Origin of the sequence: Salinisphaera orenii subsp. orenii MK-B5 (genome assembly GCF_003788635.1) — a bacterium.
GTDB lineage: Bacteria > Pseudomonadota > Gammaproteobacteria > Nevskiales > Salinisphaeraceae > Salinisphaera > Salinisphaera orenii.
This window is the reverse complement of record NZ_AYKH01000023.1, coordinates 124008-144511: the sequence shown is the minus strand read 5'-3', so window position 1 is coordinate 144511 and position 20504 is coordinate 124008. Positions and strand designations below refer to the sequence as shown.

Sequence of the window (20504 nt, the reverse complement as noted above, 5' to 3'; positions counted from 1 at the left end):
GACGCGCGGGGCGGGCGACTAGCGCTGCTCGGTCAGCAGTTCCTGGAGCACCACCGCGTTGTTGCAGTCGCGATTGCGTGCCGCGTACACGAGCGTCACCGGCGTTTCCAGCCGCTGCTCGTTCAGGCGCTCGAGTTCGGCCCGGGCCGCGTCACTGCTCGCGAGCTCCTCGCGAAAACAGGCGCGAAAGGTATCGAAACGATCCGGATCGTGGCCGAACCATTGGCGAAGCGACTTGCTCGGCGCGAGTTCGCGCGGCCACGCGTGGATCGCGGCGTCCGCCTTGCGCACACCGCGTGGCCACATCCCGTCCACGAGCACTCGGTGACCGTCGCCCTCGGCGGGCCAGTCGTAGGCGCGCTTGATGTGAACGGGCGCGCGGCTCATGTCGGCATCCACCGGTGAAAGGCCGGCTCGGTCGACCACCGAGCCGGCCGCAATCACGGCTAGTCCGCCTGCATCATCTTCTTCACGTTCTCCAGACCACCGGTGTAGACGCCGGTGATCACTTCCTGCGCCTTGGCGTCCTCGACGCCTTCGGCGGCATCGAAGTTGCCCGTCCAGACGATCCGCGTGGCGTTGCCGTGGGCCGCCTTCACGACGATCTCGGAGCGGTAGTTGCGCACGGGCAGCACGCCCTCGATGAGCCGATAGCTGTAGCTCATTCGGTCGTCGTCGCGGGCGACCAGTTCTTCATCGATCGTGCCGCCGTCGCCGGCCAGCGTCAGATGCCGGCGGGCGCCCGGCTCGTTGTTCTCGCCCTCGACGATCTCCGCCGACTCGACGGCCGGGTGCCAGCGGTCGATGGCATCGAAGTCGCCGATGGCCTTCCATACCTTGGCCGGCGGCGCGTCGACGGTGATGCTTTCCTTGACGTCGATGTCGCCCGACGCCCCGTCGCTGGCGGTATCATCCGCGGCGACCGCGGGGCCGCCGGCGAGCAGCAGGGCGGCGGCGAGTGTTGTAAGAAAACGATGGGTCATCATGGGTCCTCGTTATTATTGCTTGTGCCGCGGGGCGTTCAGACGCCCGCCACGGCGGTACCGTCATGCCGTCGCCAACACGTCGGCGACATCGCGTATGGTACGCGGTATTCAAACGCTCAGCTTGTTCCGGCGAGGTTCGTCAAGTGCAGGAAAAACGCTTCATGTCGTCGCTTCATGCCGTGCGTGCCCGGCCCATGCTCGCCTGGCTGTCCCTGGCGCTGCTGGTGCTGTCGGTTTCCGGGTGCGGCGTCAATAACATTCCCACTTACGACGAGCAGGTCAAGGCCGCGTGGGCGCAGGTGGAGAATCAGTATCAGCGCCGGGCGGACCTGGTGCCCAATCTGGTGGAGACGGTGAAGGGCTTCGCCGAGCAGGAGCGGGAGACGTTGACGGCGGTCACCGAGGCGCGCTCCAAGGCCACGTCCATTCAGGTCGGCGAGGACGTGCTCGACAATCCCGAGCAGCTGCAGCGCTTCGAGCAGGCGCAGGGCGAACTCTCCAGCGCACTCAGCCGGCTGATGGCCGTCTCGGAGCGCTACCCCGACCTCAAGTCCAACCAGAACTTCCTGGCGCTGCAGTCGCAGCTCGAGGGTACCGAGAACCGCATTTCGGTGGCGCGCCGCGATTTCATCCAGGCGGTGCAGAAATACAACACCGAACTGCGCACCTTCCCGGGCCGCCTCTGGCACACGCTGCTCTATAGCGACATGGAGCCGCACGCCACCTTCGAGGCCACCAGCGAGAACGCGGACCAGGCGCCCAGCGTCGACTTCTGATGCGCATGACGGCGACAACCCGATCCGGCGGGCGCATCGCGTCCCGGCCTCTGTGGGCGGCGATGCTCGTGCTGCTGTGTCTGAGCGCGGCCGCCGCGGCGGCGCCGACCTTCCCGGAACTCACCGGGCGCGTGGTCGACAACGCCGACATGCTCGACGCAGCGATCGAGCGCGAGATCACCGACATGCTGGCCGCACACGAGCAGTCCAGCGGCGAGCAGGTGGTCGTGGCCACGCTGCCCGATCTGGGCGGCGAGACGATCGAGGAATACGGCTATCAGCTCGGCCGCGAATGGGGCATCGGCCAGGCCGACTCGGACAACGGCGCGCTGCTGCTCGTGGCGAAGGACGAACGCCGGGTGCGCATCGAGGTCGGCTACGGTCTGGAGGGGCGCCTCACCGATGCGCAGTCGTCGGTCATCATCAACCGCATCATTACGCCCGCGTTTGGCGAGGGCGACTTCGCCGGCGGCATCGAGCGCGGTGCCGCGGCGATGGTGCAGGTGCTCGGCGGCGATCCGCTGGCCGAAGCGCAGCGAAGCGAATCGCGCGGCGGGGAGGGGCCGTCGCTGGGCCGCGGCATCATGTTCTTCGTGCTCATGGTGATGATCATCGGCCTGTTCGGCGGCGGTGCCGGCGGTGGGCGCGGCCGGCGGCGGCGACGCGGCTTCGGCATTCTCCCGCTGCCCATCGGCGGCGGTTTCGGCGGCGGTGGTTTTTCCGGTGGCGGCGGCTTCTCCGGCGGTGGCGGTGGTTTCGGTGGCGGCGGCGCCTCCGGCGGCTGGTAGGACGAGGACATGAGTCTGCTCAACGAGACCGAACGCAAACAGGTCGCCGACGCGATCACCGAAGTCGAGCGTCATACCGACGCGGAACTGGTCACGGTGCTCGCCGAACGTGCGGACGACTACCATTTCATCCCGCTGCTCTGGGCCGGCCTCGTGGCGCTGCTCGTACCCGGGGCGGCGCTGTTCTTCACCGGCGACCTGCACGCGCAGACGCTGCTGCTCATCCAGTGGGGCTGTTTCGTGATCCTGGGCGCCATCTTCCGCGTACCGCAGGTCGCCACGCGTCTGATCCCGCGCAGCATCCGCCATGGCCGTGCGGCCAACCTCGCGCGCCGGCAGTTTCTCGAACAGAACCTGCATCACACCGACGACGCCACGGGCATGCTGATCTTCGTCTCCGAAGCCGAGCGCTACGTGGAGATCATCGTCGACCGCGGCATATCCGAGCGCCTGGATGACGCCACCTGGTCGGCGATCGTCGACGACTTCACCGCCCATGTGAAGCGCGGCGAGACGCTGGCCGGCTTTCTCCACTGCATCGAGGCCTGCGGCACGCATCTGCAGGCGGCGGTACCGGCGACCCACGAACGCAACGAGCTGCCGAATCGTCTGATCATCCTCGATTAGGCCGGATCGGGTCGGCGGGGCGAGGCCGGAGCGGGGCCTGCCTCGATGGCGCCGAATCGCTGCGATCGCGGCGCCTGGGCGCACCTTGCACGTCGCCTGTCATGAGGGTCGCGACCGCCCGCCGCCATCGAACGCGCGAACTTGGTACACTGCACGGCTTTTCTGTACCCGGGTGCAGGGGGCGATATGGCGGACGACAACCCGTTGGTGGGCGTGATCATGGGCAGCAAGTCCGACTGGGACACCATGTGCCATGCCCATGAGATGCTCGACACGTTCGGCGTGGCGCACGAATGCCGGGTGGTGTCGGCGCACCGCACGCCGGACGCCATGCGCGACTATGCGAACACAGCGGCCGATCGCGGCCTGGAGATCATCATCGCCGGCGCCGGCGGCGCGGCCCATCTGCCGGGCATGGTCGCCGCGCAGACGCTGCTGCCGGTGCTCGGCGTACCCGTCAAAAGCCGCGCCCTCAACGGCCTCGATTCGCTACTGTCGATCGTGCAGATGCCGGGCGGCGTGCCCACGGCGACCTTTGCCATCGGCGACTCCGGCGCCCGCAATGCGGCGCTGTTCGCGGTGGCCATGCTGGCCGCCCACCGCAGCGAGCTGCGCGAATCGCTGGCGGACTTCCGGCAACGCCAGGCCGACCAGGTCGGCTCGGACCGACTGCCATGAGCCGGCCCATCCTCCCGGGCGCGACCGTCGGCGTGCTGGGCAGCGGCCAACTGGGGCGGATGTTCGCGCTCGCCGCCCGCCGCATGGGCTATCGCGTGCACACCTTCTCGCCCGGCGACGACACGCCGATGGGGCAGGTCGCCGACCGCGAGGCGGTGGGCGACTACACCGACCTGGCGGCGGTCGCCGAGTTCGCCAGCCGCGTCGACGCGGTCACCTTCGAATTCGAGAACGTGCCGCACGAAGCCGCGGCCACGGCCGCCGAGCACGTCCCGGTGCGGCCCGCGGGACGCGTGCTGCACATCGCCCAGCACCGGCAGCGCGAGAAGGATTTTCTCGCCGGCGCCGGCTTTCCGACCGCGCCGTTCGAGCACGTTCCCGACCGCGCCACCCTCGACGGCGCGATCGCGCGGCTGGGCACGCCCTGCGTGCTCAAGACCGCGGGCTTCGGCTATGACGGCAAGGGCCAGGCGGTGATCGACACGCCGTCAGAGGCCGACGCGGCCTGGGCGGCCATCGGCGCCGGCGAAGCCGTGCTCGAGGGTTTCGTGGACTTCGAGCGCGAGATCTCCGTGGTCGCCGCGCGCGGCTGCGACGGCGCCTTCGCCCACTACGGCGTCACCGAGAATCGCCACTGTGATCATATCCTGGACGTCTCGACCCCGGATCCGAACATCGACCCGGCGATCGCCGAAGAGGCCGTCGCCATCGCCCGCGGCGTGCTCGAGGCGCTGGACGTGGTCGGCGTGCTCTGCGTGGAATTCTTCCTCGGCCGGGACGGCACGCTGCGGGTCAATGAGCTCGCCCCGCGCCCGCACAATTCCGGCCATTTCAGTTTCGATGCCTGCGTGACCAGCCAGTTCGAACAGCAGCTGCGTGCGGTCTGTGCGTTGCCGCTGGGGGATACGCGCCGGCTGCGGCCCTCGGCCATGGTCAATCTGCTCGGCGATCTGTGGGCTGCCGGTACGCCTAAATGGGTGCATGCGCTCTCCGATCCCGCGATCAAGCTGCACCTCTACGGCAAGGCCGAACCCCGGCCCGGGCGCAAGATGGGCCATCTCGTGGCTTTCGGCGACGACGGAGAGGATGCCGCTCGGCGCGCGATCGCCGCTCGCGAGGCGCTCGCAGCCGACACCGGCGATTGATCGGTCTGCGGGCACGGTCGCCTGGCCGGCACCGTGGCGCGACAGGGCCGAGCTCGCGGCTGTTCGAACATATCGCGTCGTCAGCGGCGACTCGCGCCTTGCCCGCACCCCGCTCCGGCGTCTCGAGCCGCCGGCCGCGATAACCGCGCCATCCGGCGGCTCGAATGCGTCACGCATCGCAGGTTTTTACGAAGCCGATCGACCGACGATCGCAGCGATCGCACAACCTCGATCGCACACCCGGATCAAAAGCGGCCGAGCGGCCGAGCGGCCACATCGGCCAAGCGGGCGGTGACGACATGCACTGTCCTGGTTTCTGATCACCGCTACGTGCGCCGGTCGGGGCGCGCGACCGCGTCAGTCGCAGGCCGCTAACGATACTCGGCGTTCAGGGCCCAGAGTCGTGCCAGGGTCTCCGGATCCGGCCGGCCGTCATAGCGGGCCGGTCGGAAATGCATCTGGAAGGACGTGAGCACGGCGTGGGTACGCTGGTCATGTTCGCCGGTTACCGGCAGATCGTAGCCGTAACGGGCCAGGGCGCGCTGGATGGTGCGCATGTCCGGCATGCGCCGCCGAAAGCGGGCGCGGTAGGTCGCGACACGCCCCGGATCCGGCCAGGCGCCGATGCCGGCCTCGTGCAGGCGTTTCCAGGGAAAGGCCGGTCCGGGATCGATCTTGCGCCCCGGCGAGACATCGGCGTGACCGACCACGTTCTGCGGCTGGATGTCGTAACGCGAGACGAGATCGCGCAACAGCACGATCAGTGCATCGATCTGGGCTGCGCTGTAGCCGGCCCAGACCTGCCCGCGCGGGCTCTCGTGGCGTCCCCGGTTGACGATTTCGATGCCGATGGAGCTGTCGTTGATATGCGACCGGTCCGCCCAGCTGCTGGTGCCGGCGTGCCAAGCCCGCGCCCGCTCCGGCACCAGCTGCCGCACGATGGGGGCGCCGCCGCGCTCCGGCGGCGCGGGGGCCACCAGATAGTGCGAGCTGACCGCGGGCCCGGTCAGCACCTGCACCGCGCGGGCTTCGTCGCCGCCGGTATAGTGCAGCACGAGAAACCGCACGCGCTCGTTGTAAGCCCGGGCGGCGGTGCTCTGATCGGCCCAGTAGCCGGGGCGTTCGTGCAGCGTCTCCGGCGCCGCGCAGGCGGCGAGCACGAGTGCGGTGGCCAGCACGGCCCACCGGCAAAGGTGGCGTTGAATCATCATCGGCGGTCAGCGGTCCCCGGGCGAACGCCCGCATTCTGTCAGATCGCGACACGCCGCGCCGGCGCGCGGGACGCCCGGCAGCAGCCGGGCCGTAGGCTTTAAACTGGCGGCCGCAGTCCGGCACGCCACACGCCATGCCCCAAGGTGAACCGATCCCCGAATCCCGCCGCTCACACCCGACCGACGACGACGCCGCGACCGGCGCGAACCCGGAGACCCGGCTCGCCGGCGTGCGCACGCGCGACCGCCACCGTCTCGGGCGCCGGCTGGCGCGCGCCCGGAGCGCCGAGGCCCGTGCCGCCGTGGACGCGGAGATTGAGGCCAGCGCCGAAGTCGTCCGCACACGGCTCGACGCCCTGGGCGCGATCACGCTGGCCGACGATCTGCCCGTCAGCGGCCGGGCCGAGGAGATCGCCGACGCCGTGGCCTCGCATCAGGTGGTCGTGGTCTGCGGCGAGACCGGCTCCGGCAAGACCACGCAGCTGCCCAAGATCCTGATGCAGGCCGGCATCGGCGCCCGCGGGCTGATCGGCCACACCCAGCCGCGGCGCCTGGCCGCGCGCAGCGTGGGCCAGCGCGTGGCCGAGGAGGTCGGCAGCGAGTTCGGCGGGCTCGTCGGCTTCCAGACGCGCTTCGAGAACCGCCTGTCGGATGCCACCCAGCTCAAGCTGATGACCGACGGCATCCTGCTCGCCGAGACCGCGCGCGACCGCTTCTTGAACGCCTATGAGGCGATCATCATCGACGAGGCGCACGAGCGCACGCTCAACGTCGATTTCCTGCTCGGCTATCTCAAGCGGCTGCTCGCACGACGACCGGATCTCAAGCTCATCGTCACCTCGGCGACCATCGACCCCGAGCGCTTCGCCGCCTTCTTCGACGACGCCCCGATCATCAACGTGGCCGGCCGCGGCTATCCGGTCACGGTGCGCTATCGCCCGCCGGCCGACGGCCAGGATATGCCGGAGGCGGTCGAGGCCGCAGCACGCGAACTCTGGCGCGAAGGCCCCGGCGACATTCTCGTCTTCCTGCCGGGCGAGCGCGACATCCGCGACGCCGAACGCCATCTGACGCGCGCGCTCGCCGGGGAGAAGTACCGTCCCGAGATCGTGCCGCTCTACGCCCGGCTGACGCGCTCGGCCCAGAACCGGATCTTCAGCGCCTCCAACGGCCGGCGCATCGTGCTCTCGACCAACGTCGCCGAGACCTCGCTGACCGTCCCGGGCATCCGCTATGTGATCGACACCGGGCTCGCGCGCATCAGCCGCTATTCCACCGCGGCCAAGGTCCAGCGGCTGCCCATCGAGCGCGTCTCCCAGGCCAGCTGCAATCAGCGCGCCGGCCGCTGTGGCCGCGTGGCGCCGGGCATCTGCGTGCGGCTGTTCGACGAGGCCGATTACCACGACCGACCCGAGTTCACCGATCCGGAGATCCGCCGCACGAACCTGGCCAACGTGCTGCTGACGATGGCCGACCTCAAACTCGGCGACATCGAGTCCTTTCCCTTCATCGATCCGCCCGAACGGCGCTACATCAACGACGGCCGCAATCTGCTGGTCCAGCTCGAAGCACTCGCCGACGCGCGCATCACGCCGCTCGGACGCAAGCTCGCGCGTCTGCCGCTGGACCCGCGCATCGGACGCATGCTCATCGCCGGCAGTCAGCACGGCGTGCCCGCGGCCCTGCGTGTGCTGGCCGCCGGTCTGACCATCCAGGATCCGCGCGAGCGCCCGCCGGAACAGCGTGAGGCCGCCGACAGCGCCCAGGCGGCGTTCGCGGACGTGCGCTCCGACTTCGTGGGGCTGCTCAAGCTCTGGGACGCCTTCGCTGCCGCCCGGCGCGAGCACTCGGGCAATCAGCTGCGGCGGTGGTGCCGCGATCGCTTCATCAACTTCATGCGGATGCGGGAGTGGGAGGATCTGGCGCGCCAGCTGCGGCGCATCGGCGGCGATCTGGGCCTGGACAGCGGTCCCGCCCGCGGGCGTCTCGCCGAGGCCGACTTCGTGGCCCTGCACCGGGCGCTGCTCTCGGGGCTGCTCGATCACATCGGCATGCTGGAGGACAAGGGCGTCTACCAGGGCGCGCGCGGGCGCCGGTTCCATATCTTTCCCGGCTCGGTGCTCTCGAAGAAGGCGCCGAAATGGATCGTGGCCGGCGAGCTGATCGAGACCAGCCGCCTGTTCGGACACACGGTCGCCGGCGTCGATCCGAAGTGGATCGAGGACGCCGGCGCCCATCTGGTCGCGCGCGAGCACTACGACCCGCACTGGGAGAAGCGCCGCGGCCAGGTGGCCACACGCGAGCGCGTCAAGCTCTTCGGGCTGACGCTGTCGGACGGGCGCAAGGTCGACTTCGCCCGCATCGACGCGGCGATCGCCCGCGAGATCTTCATCCGCGACGGGCTGGTGGCCTTCGCCGTGGCCGACAAGCGCGGCCGGCTGCCGGCGTTTCTCGAACACAATCAGGCCATCGTGGCCGACATCGCCGCCCGCGAGGCCCGTTTTCGTCGGCGCGATCTGCTCGTGGACGAGTCGACCCAGGCGCACTTCTACGACGAGCGCCTGCCCGAGAGTGTGCGCGACCGCAAGACGCTGCAGCAGTGGCTCGGCGATCACGACGACACGACGCTGCGCTTCGACGAGGAGACGCTGCTGCGTCATGCCGGCATCGAACTGCCCGAGGACGCCTATCCGGAGACGCTGCGTCTGGGGGATACGCCGATCGCGCTCGAATACGCCTTCGAGCCGGGCACGCTGGCGGACGGCGTGACCGCGCGGCTGCCGCTGGCCGCCCTCAACCAGATGTCGGCCGAGCGCGCGGCCTGGCTGGTGCCGGGGCTGCTCGAGGAGAAATATCGTGAATACCTCAAGGCGCTGCCCAAGAGTCTGCGGCGCGCGGTGGTGCCGGTCCCGGATTTCGCCCGCGCCGCCGCCGAGCGCGTGACCTTCGGCGAGGGCGATCCGATCGCCGCACTGCGCGAGGCCGTGCACGCGATGACCGGCACCGAGATCCCCGCCGAGGTCTGGGACGACTTCGAGCCCAGCACCCATCTGCGCATGCGCTTCGCCGTGATCGACGACGCCGGCGCCGAGATCGCCGCCGGGCGCGATCTCGCGGCCCTGCGCGGTGAACTCGGCGGCCGCGCCCGGGAGGCGGTCAGCCGCGCCTCCGACGACGACATCAGCGAGCAGGGGCTGACCGAGTGGCCGGCCCGCGACCTGCCGGCACACGTGGATCTGTCGCACGCCGGCGTCAGACTGCAGGCGCGGCCGGCGCTCATCGACCGCGGCACGCACGTCGATCTGGAACTCATCGACGACATGCCACGCGCCGATGCACTCCACCGCCAGGGCGTGATCCGCCTGCTGCGGCTGGCGTGTGCGAAGCAGTGCCGGCTGGTCAAGCGCGATCTCGACGGCTTCAAGCAGGCCGCGGTGATGCCGCTGCCCACCGCGCCCGAGACGCTGGCGGTGGATCCGGTGGTCCATTCGGCGCTGGCGACCGACCCCGAGCCGGCGCTGCTCGCCGATCTGCTCAACGCGCTGATCGCGGCCCGCCTGGGCGAGGCCCCGCGCGACCGCGCCGGCTTCGAGGCTGGCGTCGAGGCCGTGCGCACGCATCTCATGGCGGACGCGGTCGATCTCTGGGCACGGCTCAAGCCCGCGCTGTCGCGCGCCGCCGCACTGCGCAAGCGGCTGTCCAAGAACATCGGCCTGGACTGGATGCCGGCGGTCGACGACATCCGCGACCAGATGGCCCATCTGCTCTATGCCGGTTTCATCAGCGACTGCGCGCAGCCCGCCCGGATGGGCCGAGACCTTGAGCGTTATCTCGCGGCTATCGAGCAGCGCCTGGACAAGCTCGCGCGCGAGGGCGCCGACGCCGATCGCGCACGCATGCACGAGGTCGCGCCGTTCTGGCAGGACTACAAACAGCGCGCCGAGCGTGCGCTCGCCCGCGGCCGCTGGCCCGACGCCCTCACCACGCTGCGCTGGATGGTCGAGGAATATCGCGTCCAGGTCTTCGCCCAGCCGCTCGGCACGGCGATGAAGGTCTCGCGCAAGCGCCTCGCGGCGGTTCAGGCCGAATGCTGAGGCGTCCGCACTTGCGCCGGCTAGACGTGGTTGCGGGTAGGGCGAACACCACGGCGACGATCGCCGCCGGCCGTGGATCTCCGGTCGTCACACCGCAGCGACCGGGAGACGCCTGAGCCCATGTGCGGGCGTTTCGGTCTGACCACCGACCCGGCCGTCTTCGCGCGGCTGCTCGGTATCGAGGCTCGGCCGCCGGACGACGTCACCGGCTACAACATCGCGCCGGGCGCGTCGATCGCCGCCATCCATCGGCCGCGACCGCAGGAGAGACCCTGTTACGACCGCCTGTTCTGGGGCTTCATTCCGAGCTGGGACAGCCGCGGCCGTGCGCGGATCAACGCGCGCCTGGACAAGCGCGCGACGTCGTTCTGGCGGCGAGCGTTCGGCCGGCGTCGCGGCGTGATCCCCGCGGACTGGTGGTACGAGTGGCAGCGTCTCGACACGCACCGGCAGCCGTTCGCGCTGCGCCCGGCCGACGGCCAGCCGTTCTTTCTGGCCGCCGTCTGGTCGCGACCGGCCGCGCTGGCCGCCGATCACCGGGCCGCCGGGCAACGATGTGCGGCGATCGTCACGCGTCCGGCGGTGGGCGCGGCGGCCGAGATACACCACCGCATGCCTTTGGTACTGGACGCGGCCGGCGCTCGGGACTGGCTGGATGTCGACATCCCGGCGGCGGACGTCGCCACGGCGCAGGCGCACAGGGACCTCACCACGTGGGCGGTGGGCACGCGTCTCAACCGGGCCGGCGCGCACGACGACCCGGCGCTGGTCGAACCGATCGATCCCGCCCGGTGAACCGGCGCCGGGCGAGCGCCGTGTCACGATCACGGCGTTGTCTAGTAAAGTAGTGGCGTCAACTACAGGGGATTCGAAACATGTCGCAGCGTCTTGTCCAGGGGTTCGCCGTCGCGATGCTCGCTTTCTCGGCAGCGTTCGCGCCGGGCGCCTTCGCCCAGCAGCAGCAGCCGTCCAACGCCGAGAACGTGGATGTCGAGGAGTTCGAGGACTGGCAGGTCCGTTGCCCGGAGAACGGCGAGCAGCGCTGCGAGATGACCCAGCTCGTCAACAGCCCCGAGTCCGGCGAGCCCATTCTGCGTATCGTGATGGGCTATCCGCCCGAGATCGACAGTGCGGCGATGATCCTCATCCTGCCGCTGGGTACCCGCCTGTCGCCGGGTGTGCAGTTCTCGGTCGACGGTAGCGAGCCGGAGACGTTTCCCTTTCAGATATGCCTGCAGCAGGGCTGTCGTGCGGATTTCCCCGTGGATGATGCGCTGCGCAACCGCATGCGCAGCGGCAGTAACGCGAAGGTCAGCCTCATCGGCCCGCGCGGCGAGCAGATCGATCTGAACGTCTCGCTGCAGGGATTCACCGACGCCGACAACCGTATCCGTCGCTAACGCCATGGGCTTGATACGCGTGGACGGCCGCGGCTGCGGCCGACGATGAGTGCGGATGAGGCTGCTGCGCCGGAGGGCGACGAACGCGAGTTCTCCTACGAGACCTTCGGTCGACGGTTCTTCGAGTATGCGGTCACCACGGAACGCGTCGAGTCGGCGCTGGCGAGCATCGCCGGCGACCGCATCGACGTCGGCCCGCGCAGCATCGGCCCCGGCGGCGTGGCGAGCATCACCGCGAGCGGCCACGTGGTGGCGCCCAAGGTGACGCCGCGCGAGGGCGAGGTCATCGCCTTCGACGTGACCCTGCCGGTGCATCTCGCCCTCGAAGTGCGGCTGGCCGGCCAGTCGCATCGCTTCGACGCCGACCTGCACGCCGATCTGCGCCTGACCGCGCGGGCGCTCGCGCCGCTGCGGATATTCATCGACGTGGCCACGCCCGCGGAAGCGGACGTGCGCGTGGAGGTCGCGGCCCGCGGTTTCGGCGCCAACGTGCTCAACCGGCTGGCGGACGTCGAGGGCGAACTCCGTCGCCACGTCGCGCACTATATCGCCGAGCAGATCGACGCGCCGCGCATCCGCGCCCTGCGCGACATCGACGTCGCCGATCGTCTGGAGCGCAGCTGGGCCGGCTGACGACGGACGAGGCCTTCGGTTCGTTTCCTGTCTCGCGCTTTTCACGGCGCATGCCGCCGGCGTATCGCAACCGCGAGGCCCAGCCGGCCCGAAATCGCATGCCGACCGCGCGCGGGGCCCGCGTACCGGTAACGCTCGGCGACTGGAACCGCCCTCAGCGCTCGGCCGGGCGCGCCGGCCTCCCGACGCTCTCGTTCGCGCCGGCCGCCGCGAAGGCATCCAGGTCGGCCAGAATATCGGGCAGCCGCGCGTCGAAAGCCGGCCGCTCGGCCAGCATCGCGGGCAGGGCGTCGGCCACCGGGCTGGCCCGCGCCAGTCGTGCGGCGACGGAGTCCAGCGCCCGTTGAATGCCGCTCGGATCGGCATAGCCGGCCAGCGTGGCGGCCAGCCCCCGCATTCGTGAGGCGGGCAGGGGTGCAGTCTGCGGCCACTCGGCGATCACCCGGCGCTGCGCGCGCTGTGCAAAGGCCGCGAGACTGCCGTGCATGGCGGCCGGCCAGGCCCGCGCCAGGCTGTAGTCGAAGCCGATGTCCACGAGTATGCCGGCATAGCGGCGCAGCGGCGGCGGGAAACGGCGACGCATCGCGCGGTGCGCCTCGTGATCGTCGCTCACCCGGTCGATGCCGCGGTGCAGACGGATGCCGCGCTCGACGGCCGCGCCGTGACGCCCGTCGAGCCGTCCCTTGACCATGTCGCCGAGAATCTGGCCGGCGGCGGACGTGCCCGTGCGTTCGGCCAGATACAGGTGCACGAGCAGATTCACGGACGACGCCGGCGGGTCGGGCCACAGGGCCGGGTTCGGGGCGCATTCGCTCGGGATTCGTTCATTCGGGTGCCGTCATCGGGGCCGGTACGTGGGCGTCGCGCCGCGACCCCCGGTGATTTTTGTGCGACAGTACCGAGCTGGCACGAACACCGGGAGATAGAAGAATATGTCAGAAAACTGGTCTCAGGTGGATCCGGACGGACTGCTCGAATACTCCGTGGTCTACACCGACCGCGCCCTCAATCACATGTCGGCGCGCTTCCAGGATGTGCTGACCGACGTCTCGACGCTGCTCAAGGAAGCCTACGCAGCCCACTCGGCCGTGGTCGTCCCGGGCAGCGGCACTTTCGGCATGGAGGCGGTCGCGCGTCAGTTCGCCGGCGATCGGCGATGCCTGGTCATCCGCAACGGCTGGTTCAGCTATCGCTGGACGCAGATCCTCGAGATGGGCGGCATCCCCGCGTCCCACGATGCGATTCAGGCGCGGCGCACCCACGACGATCTGCAGGCGCCGTTCGCGCCCGCACCGATCGGCGAGGTGGTCGAGCGCATTCGGGCCGACGCGCCGGACGTCGTGTTCGCGCCGCACGTGGAGACCTCGGCGGGTATGGTTCTGCCGGACGACTATCTCAGGGCGGTCGCAGACGCCGTCCACGAGGTCGGCGGGCTGTTCGTGCTCGACTGCATCGCCTCGGGCGTGCACTGGGTCGACATGGCCGACACCGGTGTGGACGTGCTCGTGAGCGCGCCGCAGAAGGGCTGGAGTTCATCGCCCTGCGCCGGCCTGGTGATGCTCGGCGAACGTGCGCGCGAACGCATCGAGCACACGACCAGCACGAGCTACGCCTGCGATCTGCGCAAGTGGCTCGAGATCATGGAAACCTACGAGAAGGGCGGGCACGCCTATCACGCCACGATGCCCACCGACGGCCTGACGCGTCTGCGCGAGATGATGCACGAGACGCGCGATTTCGGCCTCGCCGAGGCCGAGGCACGCCAGAAGGAACTGGGGCGCCGGGTTCGCGCACTGCTCGAGAGCAGCGGCTTTCCCAGCGTGGCGGCCGAGGGCTACCAGGCATCCGGCGTCGTGGTCAGCTATACCGACGACCCGGACATTCGCTCGGGCAAGCGGTTCAAGGACGTCGGCATGCAGGTCGCCGCCGGCGTACCGCTGATGTGCGATGAAGGCGACGGCTTCAGCACGTTCCGCATCGGCCTGTTCGGGCTGGACAAGCTCGCCGATGTCGATCGCACCGTGGCCCGTCTGGAAGCCGTGGTCGAGCAGATCGCCGCGCCCGTCGGCTGACGGCCGCGCCGCATTACGCCGATGTACGGCCCGCCCTCGCTGAAGACGACGGCGGGCCGTTTTGATTCCGGCCACCGCATCCGTGATCGCGCGAACGCGGACGAGGTGGATCGCGTGTCGCGTCCAAAACGCGCTCCGCCCGTAGCGCGCCCGAGGAGCCGAAACCGCCGCGGTCGATTCCGAAACGACGCGACACGCGGCAGCGCCCATGGGGAGCGCCATGGCGCACCCCATTCGGTCGACGAGCCCGGCAGGCGTTTCGTATCACCCGCCGTACGGCGTTCAATCCGGAATGGCGTCGCCATCGGCCGCGACGACACCGAACAGGTCGGCGATGCCGGCGAGACTGGCCTCGTGCAGCGCCTGCGCCGGCACCGTATGGTCGCCCAGTGGCAGCGCCCGCGTGGCGGTCGCAGCAGCGACTACGGTCGGCGCATAACCGAGGTTGAAGGCACCGCGGGCGGTGGAGTTGACGCACATATGGGTCATGAATCCGGCGATGACCAGATCGCTCCGGCCGTAACGCTGGAGCACGTCTTGCAGATCGGTGTGCACGAACGCGTTCGGATGGGTCTTGGTGATGAGCGTCTCGCCCTCGGCCGGCGCCACCTCCTCGGCAATCCGGCCCACGTGGGTATCCAGATCGTAGGGCGATCCCGCGCCGGCGTCGTGGCGCACATGCACGATCGGCGTACCGGCCGCGCGGGCGCGCTCGAGAAGCCGACGCGCCTCGACAAGTGCGGGCTCGACGCCCTCCAGCTGCATCACCCCCTCGCGGTAGGTGTTCTGGCAATCGATGAGAATGAGCACCGCATCGGACAGGGCGGCGGGCGTGTCCGGCAGTCCGGAGACGGCGCGGAGTGTGGGGTTCGCAGTCATGGCTCGTCGTTCTCCTCGTTGAAAGCTGGAACGGCTTCCGGACGGCCGTTCTCGCGGCGCGGCGCGCCGGGGCCACTATAGGCCGGAACGATTCGATCGGGCCAGGACATCGGGCCAGGGCATCGGGACGACGGATGCCGTCCGCCGATCGCGCACGCCCGGGGCGACGATCATCGAAGTGGCGCGCCCGCGACGACGGGCTGGTCCGGGATCGAGCCGCTTCGGCATTCTCGCTGCATTCACGGACGGCGCGGGCCAGCGGTTGATCTCGATCACGGCCGGCCGACGACCGGCCGCACCCGTGGCGACCCGGGCCGGCGAGCGCGGCCGCGCTGGCCCGTTTCATCGCGCAATCGCGCACTCCGGGCGATGCGACTGCGTCCCGCGAATCGTCGGCACGCTACGGACAGCCGAGCCGGTCGGCGAGATCCGTCAAATCCCTCGCATGCAGGGTGTTGGCCGCATCGCCCACGACCGGCTTCGGCGCGTCGGCGCCGAACTCCGCCGGGCGCTCGATGTAGGCCGTCTGCAGGCCACAGTCGCGCGCGGCGTCCAGATCGTCCTGGTGCGCGGCTACCAGCATCACCTGCCCGGGCTCGACGTCGAAGATCTCGGCCACGCCCCGATAGGTGCGGGGATCGGGCTTGTAGCGGCCGAAGGTCTCGGCCGAGAGGATGCAGTCCCAGGGCAGGCCGGCGTGTTTGGCCATCTCGGCCAGCAGGCCGATGTTGCCGTTGGACAACGTGCAGAGCATGAAGCGCGACCGTAGCCGTGCCAGTCCGGCCACCGCGTCCGGCCAGGGCGCCAGACGCTGCCAGACGCGGTTGAGTTCGGCGCGGCTCGCCTCGTCCATGGCCGCCAGGCCGAACTCGGGCAGCAGCGTGTCGAGGATCATGCGGTTGAGCACGTCGATACGCGTCCAGCCGAGTTCGCCGGCGCGAACCCGCGCCATGGCCGGCTGGTACCCGGCCCGCCAGGCGCGCGCGAACGCCGCGGCATCGATTGCCGGCGCGCGTGCCGCGATCTCGCGCATGACCGAGCCGTGCCAGTCGACGACCGTACCGAAGACGTCGCAGGCCAGAATCCGCGGGGTCGAGGCATCGGTGCGGGGCATTGACGCGGTCATCGCTCAATCATCCTTTCGCCGCGCGGCCCGGGGTCGGCCGAGGACCGCGTTGTTGCCGACGCGCGACGGGAGCACACGGACGACGGCCCGCGTGCGCGGGCCGATCGTAGGGCGCGGCAGCGTTGCGGGCGACGCTTCAGGCCCTGCGCCACGGCAAGCGCGGTCGACGTGCGAACGGCGGTATGGCCGGCCTCGGTGGCGTGCCGCCGGGCCGTGATGATTCCGACCGGCCGAGCCGGCTGCAATCGATTGGCGCGAATGCGCCAGCCGGGCGTCGCCGCGATGGCACACCGGCCTGCCGGTCGACCGTACCGCGCGCTCATGCCACGCGGGCGGCGATGGCCGTCATGCGGCGCCGTCGAAGAACGCGACTTCGCCGGTCTCCACGGCGTATTCGGCACCGACCACCTTCAGGCCGTCGTTCTCGATCAGATCCTCCAGGATGGCCGAACCCCGCCGCAGCTGGCGCACCGACTTGTCGACGTTGGCGCGTACCGCGGCGGCCACCAGCGCGGCGTGATCGTGGCGAAGATCGGTCTTGAGCAGACGCGCGACCGACGGCCGCACGCGTTTGACGATCGAAGCCAGATTCGGGGACTGATTCTCGGTCGGCTGCTGTAGTTCGTTGAGCGTGGCCTGGATCGCACCGCACTGGCTGTGGCCGAGCACGACCACCAGGCGGGTGCCGAACATGGCGGCCGCGAACTCGATGCTGCCGATCTGCGACGGTGCCACGATATTGCCGGCGACCCGGATTACGAACAGATCGCCCAGCCCCTGGTTGAAAACCAGCTCCGCCGGCACGCGGGCATCCGAGCAGCCCAGCACGATGGCGAACGGCTCCTGCTGCTGCACCAGCTCGGCCTGGGAGCCGGCCAATGTATCCGCGCTGCGGAGTCGAGTGACGAAATCGCGGTTGCCTCGCTTGAGCCGTTCGAGGGCTTCGTCGGCGGATATCATCCGGCATTCATCCTGTGTGATGGGCTGTAAAGCAAAGGATGCGCAATAATTCGCGCGATCACAAACCGGCTCCGCGCGATCCGGGCGACGGCCGAGGCGAGCGGGCGATACGGCGCTCGAGTCGTGCGCCTCCGAATCCTGTGACCGACGTGCCGACCCGCTGACGCGACACAGCGTATCGGCCGCGAACCCGCTCGTCGTCCGTCGTTGTCGCCGTTGCCGACTCGTGCCACGACGGCGGCCGAGCCGCAGAGCCGACGTATCGTGGTCCGAAACAAGGCGCGAGCGGCAGTCCGTCTGGCAGGGACAGTCGGGAGATAAGCCCCTGCCGGCCGTGCATGGATGCTGCGGCGCAGCTGTCGCCGCCGGCATGGGCCTTGTTCGGCGCTATTCGAGCGCGACGTAGCACGCCGGCGTGAATCGAGGCGAGCAGATTGCGTAGAACACCAGATCGGTGTCGCCGATGTTCTCGATGCGCTGGGCGACGCCGGCCGGAATGCGCACCACGTCGCCGGCGGCGACGTCGGCCGGGGGGCGCTCACCGATCTCGGCTCGCCCGAGTCCGCTGACGATGAGATAGCGCTCGTGGGTGTCGATCAGGTGATGCCATGCGGTCGTCACGCCCGGCCGGACCCGGGCCCGCGCGATCGACACCGCGCCGTCTTCGGCGTCGTTGGCCACCTCCAGGATAGAGCAGCGTTCCTCGGTCTCGAATTCCGTCACCGCATCGGCGCGCCGTATGCCGGAGCGCACGGCGGACGGGCCGCGGTCCGGGTCATCCTCAGGCATCGCGAATCCACGACCGGGCAGCGTCACGCTCGTTGAAGGCGAAGGACCGGATATCGAGGCCGGGCACCAGCCGGCCCGCGGCCGAGGCGACCTTCTGGGCCCAGGCCGTGTCGGTGACGATCGCCTCGCGCTCGAACCGGTTCCAGTGCTTGACCGCCGCCTTCAGGTCCCCGAGCAGTGCATCGGCCGACAGGCCGCCGAAATCGTGCAGTTCGAGATAGATGCGCAGACGATCGTGGGCCGCGAGCTTCTTCTCGATCGTGGACAGCACCGGGGTCAGATCCTCGGCGGTGGTCTTGCCGTCGACGTGCAGGGCGACGACGCGATCGTCATCGAATGGGAGAATACGGATCATCGGGGACTCCGGAAACAATGTGATGCCCGGAGGCTAGCAGATACCGCCTTCGGGGCAGATGGCGGCACCGAGGCGGCCCGTTTCCGGTTCGAGTGGTAACGACCAAATGCGAGCGGCATCGCGTCGAGGCGCTCGCGCGCGGTGGCATGGGCGGCACGAACCGTGCAGAAGCCTTGATTCGGTCGCTGAACAGGCCATCTTCGGTCACACGCGGCGTGTGCCATACGTCGCATCACGCCATGACGAGGTCCGCATGAAGACAATCGCTGTTCTCGGCGGCGGCATCACCGGTGTCACCACGGCCTATGCGCTGGTACGGCGCGGGTTCGACGTCACGCTCTACGAGCGCAACCGCTATCCGGCCATGGAGACTTCGTTCGCCAACGGCGCGCAGCTGTCGGCCTGCAACGCCGAAGCATGGAACCACTGGCCCACCATCCTCAAGGGGCTGAAGTGGATGTTCCGCGGCGACGCGCCGTTGCTCGTCAACCCCAAGCCGTCCTGGCACAAGATCTCCTGGTTCGCCGAATTCATGGCCGCGATTCCGCAGTACGGGCCGAACACGACCGAAAGCGTACGGTTGGCGATCGCCGCCCGCGAACACCTGTTCGGCTGGGCCGAGACCGAGGGCATCGACTTCGACGCCAAACACACGGGCCTGATGCACGTCTATCGGAACAAGGCGGATTTCGACCACGCCGCGGCGGTTAATCCGCTGCTGGAAGCCGGCGGCCTGGAGCGACGCGCGGTCACGCCGGAGGAGATGCGCGCGCTCGAGCCGACACTGGTCGCCGACTACTACGGCGGCTTCTATACCGAAAGCGACGCCACCGGTGACATCCACATGTACACCCACGGTCTGGCGCGCGCCGCCGAACGGCGCGGCGCGGTGCTGCGCTATCGGCACGCCGTGCGCCGCGTGCACAGCGACGGCCTTCGCGTGACGATCACCGCGGAGCACGAGGGCCGGGAAACCCGGGCGGTTCACGATGCCGTGGTGGTCTGCGCGGGCAACGCCAGCCGCGACTTCGCCGCCCAGCTGGGCGACCGCGTCAACGTCTATCCGGTCAAGGGCTACTCGATCACCGTCAACCTGGGCGATGACGCATCGCGGGCCGCCGCCCCGGAGGTCAGCCTGCTCGACGACGCGGTCAAGCTCGTCAGCAGCCGGTTGGGCACCGATCGCCTGCGGGTGGCCGGCAGTGCCGAGTTCAACGGCTTCAACCACGACATCCGCGCCGACCGGATCGAGCCGCTGACGCGCTGGGTCGAGACCTATTTCCCGGATGTGAACACCCGTGACGTCGTGCCCTGGGCCGGCCTGCGCCCGATGATGCCGAACATGCTGCCGCGTGTCGGTCGCGGCCGGCGATCGTCGAACGTGTTCTACAACACCGGCCACGGTCATCTCGGCTGGACGCTGTCGGCGGCCACGGCGGACACCATCGCGGGCATCGTCGAGTCGAGCGCCGCGACGCCGTCGGCCTGAGTTCGGGCGACGAGTGCGATGGCGCGACCATCGTGCGGGCGAGATCGAGCCGTCGATCGGCGCGAGCGCGATGGCTCCCGGTCGGCCATGACCCACGCCGGAGCCGCCGCGGCCGCTGCGCCGCCGCCGGGGCGCACTGGACCGACCGCAACGCACCGGCCCGGCCGGCGCGAGGCGTCACCGGTCTGACGCAGTAAGGCGACGCCGGACGTACGCAGGATAGGGTTCGGTCCCAGCCGAACGACGCTGCATGACTCGGCGCGAACGGCCCGCGGAGGCACGATTGGCCGCGTTCCGTGCCTGCCGAGCATGGCGGTGCGGCCGCGTTGACGGCATGCCTCTCGGACGGCCGGGGCGCCGGCGGGCGTGTGCCCGCGCGGGCCGGCCGACCGTGGCCGACGGATTCGGGCCGCCGTCGGCGCGGACGGCACGCGGCTGATCACGCGCCACGCGGACGATCTCTCATTCGCGCGCCTCTGGAGCGATCCGGCGTGGC

General features: G+C 69.8%; 20 protein-coding genes. 11 read left to right on the top strand and 9 right to left on the bottom strand.

The window, feature by feature from the left end; genetic code table 11:
- Positions 1–18 precede the first annotated feature (18 nt).
- Together SAOR_RS11235 and SAOR_RS11230 are read right to left on the bottom strand one after the other, a co-directional pair.
- The gene (locus tag SAOR_RS11235; protein ID WP_123631496.1) at positions 19–387 is read right to left on the bottom strand and encodes a DUF488 domain-containing protein; all 369 of its coding nucleotides are present in this window, start codon (positions 385–387) and stop codon (positions 19–21) included.
- 59 nt (positions 388–446) lie between these two features.
- Positions 447–986 carry an SRPBCC family protein gene (locus tag SAOR_RS11230; RefSeq protein ID WP_221179965.1) on the bottom strand — a complete coding sequence of 180 codons (540 nt, stop codon included), beginning with the start codon at positions 984–986 and terminating at the stop codon, positions 447–449.
- 194 nt (positions 987–1180) lie between these two features.
- Between SAOR_RS11230 and SAOR_RS11225 the strand changes: the two genes are divergently transcribed.
- The 5 genes from SAOR_RS11225 to SAOR_RS11205 all read left to right on the top strand — a co-directional run bounded on the left by SAOR_RS11225 (position 1181) and on the right by SAOR_RS11205 (position 5000).
- Positions 1181–1762, top strand: a complete 582-nt coding sequence (locus SAOR_RS11225; RefSeq protein WP_123631564.1) for a LemA family protein — start codon at positions 1181–1183, stop codon at positions 1760–1762.
- A 5-nt stretch (positions 1763–1767) separates the two neighbouring features.
- Entirely contained in the window at positions 1768–2550 is a 783-nt protein-coding gene (locus tag SAOR_RS11220) for a TPM domain-containing protein (protein ID WP_123631494.1), read from the top strand.
- A 9-nt stretch (positions 2551–2559) separates the two neighbouring features.
- Positions 2560–3177 carry a TPM domain-containing protein gene (locus SAOR_RS11215; RefSeq protein WP_123589930.1) on the top strand — a complete coding sequence of 206 codons (618 nt, stop codon included), beginning with the start codon at positions 2560–2562 and terminating at the stop codon, positions 3175–3177.
- A gap of 186 nt (positions 3178–3363) precedes the next feature.
- On the top strand, positions 3364–3855 hold the full coding sequence (gene purE, locus SAOR_RS11210; protein ID WP_123631493.1) for a 5-(carboxyamino)imidazole ribonucleotide mutase: 492 nt from the start codon (positions 3364–3366) through the stop codon (positions 3853–3855).
- Positions 3852–5000 (top strand): 5-(carboxyamino)imidazole ribonucleotide synthase, encoded by a 1149-nt coding sequence (locus SAOR_RS11205; RefSeq protein WP_123631492.1) that lies wholly within the window; start codon positions 3852–3854, stop codon positions 4998–5000. Before purE ends, SAOR_RS11205 begins: the two co-directional genes overlap by 4 nt.
- Positions 5001–5371: 371 nt before the next feature.
- Here SAOR_RS11205 and SAOR_RS11200 read toward each other — a convergent pair whose 3' ends face one another.
- On the bottom strand, positions 5372–6211 hold the full coding sequence (locus SAOR_RS11200) for an N-acetylmuramoyl-L-alanine amidase (protein ID WP_123631491.1): 840 nt from the start codon (positions 6209–6211) through the stop codon (positions 5372–5374).
- Positions 6212–6345: 134 nt separating this feature from the next.
- Here SAOR_RS11200 and hrpA point away from each other — a divergent pair, with 134 nt between their 5' ends.
- The 4 genes from hrpA (at position 6346) to SAOR_RS11180 (ending at position 12338) form a co-directional block, all read left to right on the top strand.
- Positions 6346–10305, top strand: a complete 3960-nt coding sequence (gene hrpA / locus SAOR_RS11195; protein WP_123631490.1) for an ATP-dependent RNA helicase HrpA — start codon at positions 6346–6348, stop codon at positions 10303–10305.
- A 120-nt stretch (positions 10306–10425) separates the two neighbouring features.
- Complete coding sequence (locus tag SAOR_RS11190; protein WP_123631489.1) at positions 10426–11100, top strand: SOS response-associated peptidase; 675 nt, start codon at positions 10426–10428, stop codon at positions 11098–11100.
- Positions 11101–11180: 80 nt separating this feature from the next.
- Positions 11181–11705, top strand: coding sequence for an invasion associated locus B family protein (locus tag SAOR_RS11185; RefSeq protein ID WP_245965451.1), 525 nt, complete (start codon positions 11181–11183; stop codon positions 11703–11705).
- Between the two features lie 45 nt (positions 11706–11750).
- Positions 11751–12338: a hypothetical protein gene (locus SAOR_RS11180; protein WP_123589935.1), complete on the top strand. Its 588-nt coding sequence runs from the start codon at positions 11751–11753 to the stop codon at positions 12336–12338.
- A 154-nt stretch (positions 12339–12492) separates the two neighbouring features.
- Here the strand turns inward: SAOR_RS11180 and SAOR_RS11175 are convergent, their stop codons facing one another.
- The gene (locus tag SAOR_RS11175) at positions 12493–13101 is read right to left on the bottom strand and encodes an ACP phosphodiesterase (protein WP_123631488.1); all 609 of its coding nucleotides are present in this window, start codon (positions 13099–13101) and stop codon (positions 12493–12495) included.
- A gap of 169 nt (positions 13102–13270) precedes the next feature.
- On the opposite strand from SAOR_RS11175, the gene SAOR_RS11170 reads away from it, so the two are divergent.
- Complete coding sequence (locus SAOR_RS11170; protein ID WP_123631487.1) at positions 13271–14410, top strand: aminotransferase class V-fold PLP-dependent enzyme; 1140 nt, start codon at positions 13271–13273, stop codon at positions 14408–14410.
- A 282-nt stretch (positions 14411–14692) separates the two neighbouring features.
- On the opposite strand, the gene SAOR_RS11165 is transcribed toward SAOR_RS11170, so the two are convergent.
- The 5 genes from SAOR_RS11165 to SAOR_RS11145 form a co-directional block, all read right to left on the bottom strand.
- On the bottom strand, positions 14693–15289 hold the full coding sequence (locus tag SAOR_RS11165) for a cysteine hydrolase family protein (protein WP_123631486.1): 597 nt from the start codon (positions 15287–15289) through the stop codon (positions 14693–14695).
- A 400-nt stretch (positions 15290–15689) separates the two neighbouring features.
- Entirely contained in the window at positions 15690–16403 is a 714-nt protein-coding gene (locus SAOR_RS11160) for a haloacid dehalogenase type II (RefSeq protein ID WP_221179964.1), read from the bottom strand.
- Positions 16404–16760: 357 nt separating this feature from the next.
- Positions 16761–17375: a carbonic anhydrase gene (locus SAOR_RS11155; protein WP_123631484.1), complete on the bottom strand. Its 615-nt coding sequence runs from the start codon at positions 17373–17375 to the stop codon at positions 16761–16763.
- 387 nt (positions 17376–17762) lie between these two features.
- Positions 17763–18164, bottom strand: coding sequence for a cupin domain-containing protein (locus tag SAOR_RS11150; protein ID WP_123631483.1), 402 nt, complete (start codon positions 18162–18164; stop codon positions 17763–17765).
- Positions 18157–18519, bottom strand: a complete 363-nt coding sequence (locus SAOR_RS11145; RefSeq protein ID WP_123631482.1) for a SpoIIAA family protein — start codon at positions 18517–18519, stop codon at positions 18157–18159. The genes SAOR_RS11150 and SAOR_RS11145 overlap by 8 nt, the downstream gene beginning before the upstream one ends.
- Before the next feature lie 253 nt (positions 18520–18772).
- On the opposite strand from SAOR_RS11145, the gene SAOR_RS11140 reads away from it, so the two are divergent.
- Positions 18773–20008: a D-amino acid dehydrogenase gene (locus SAOR_RS11140; RefSeq protein WP_123631481.1), complete on the top strand. Its 1236-nt coding sequence runs from the start codon at positions 18773–18775 to the stop codon at positions 20006–20008.
- Positions 20009–20504: the final 496 nt, after the last annotated feature.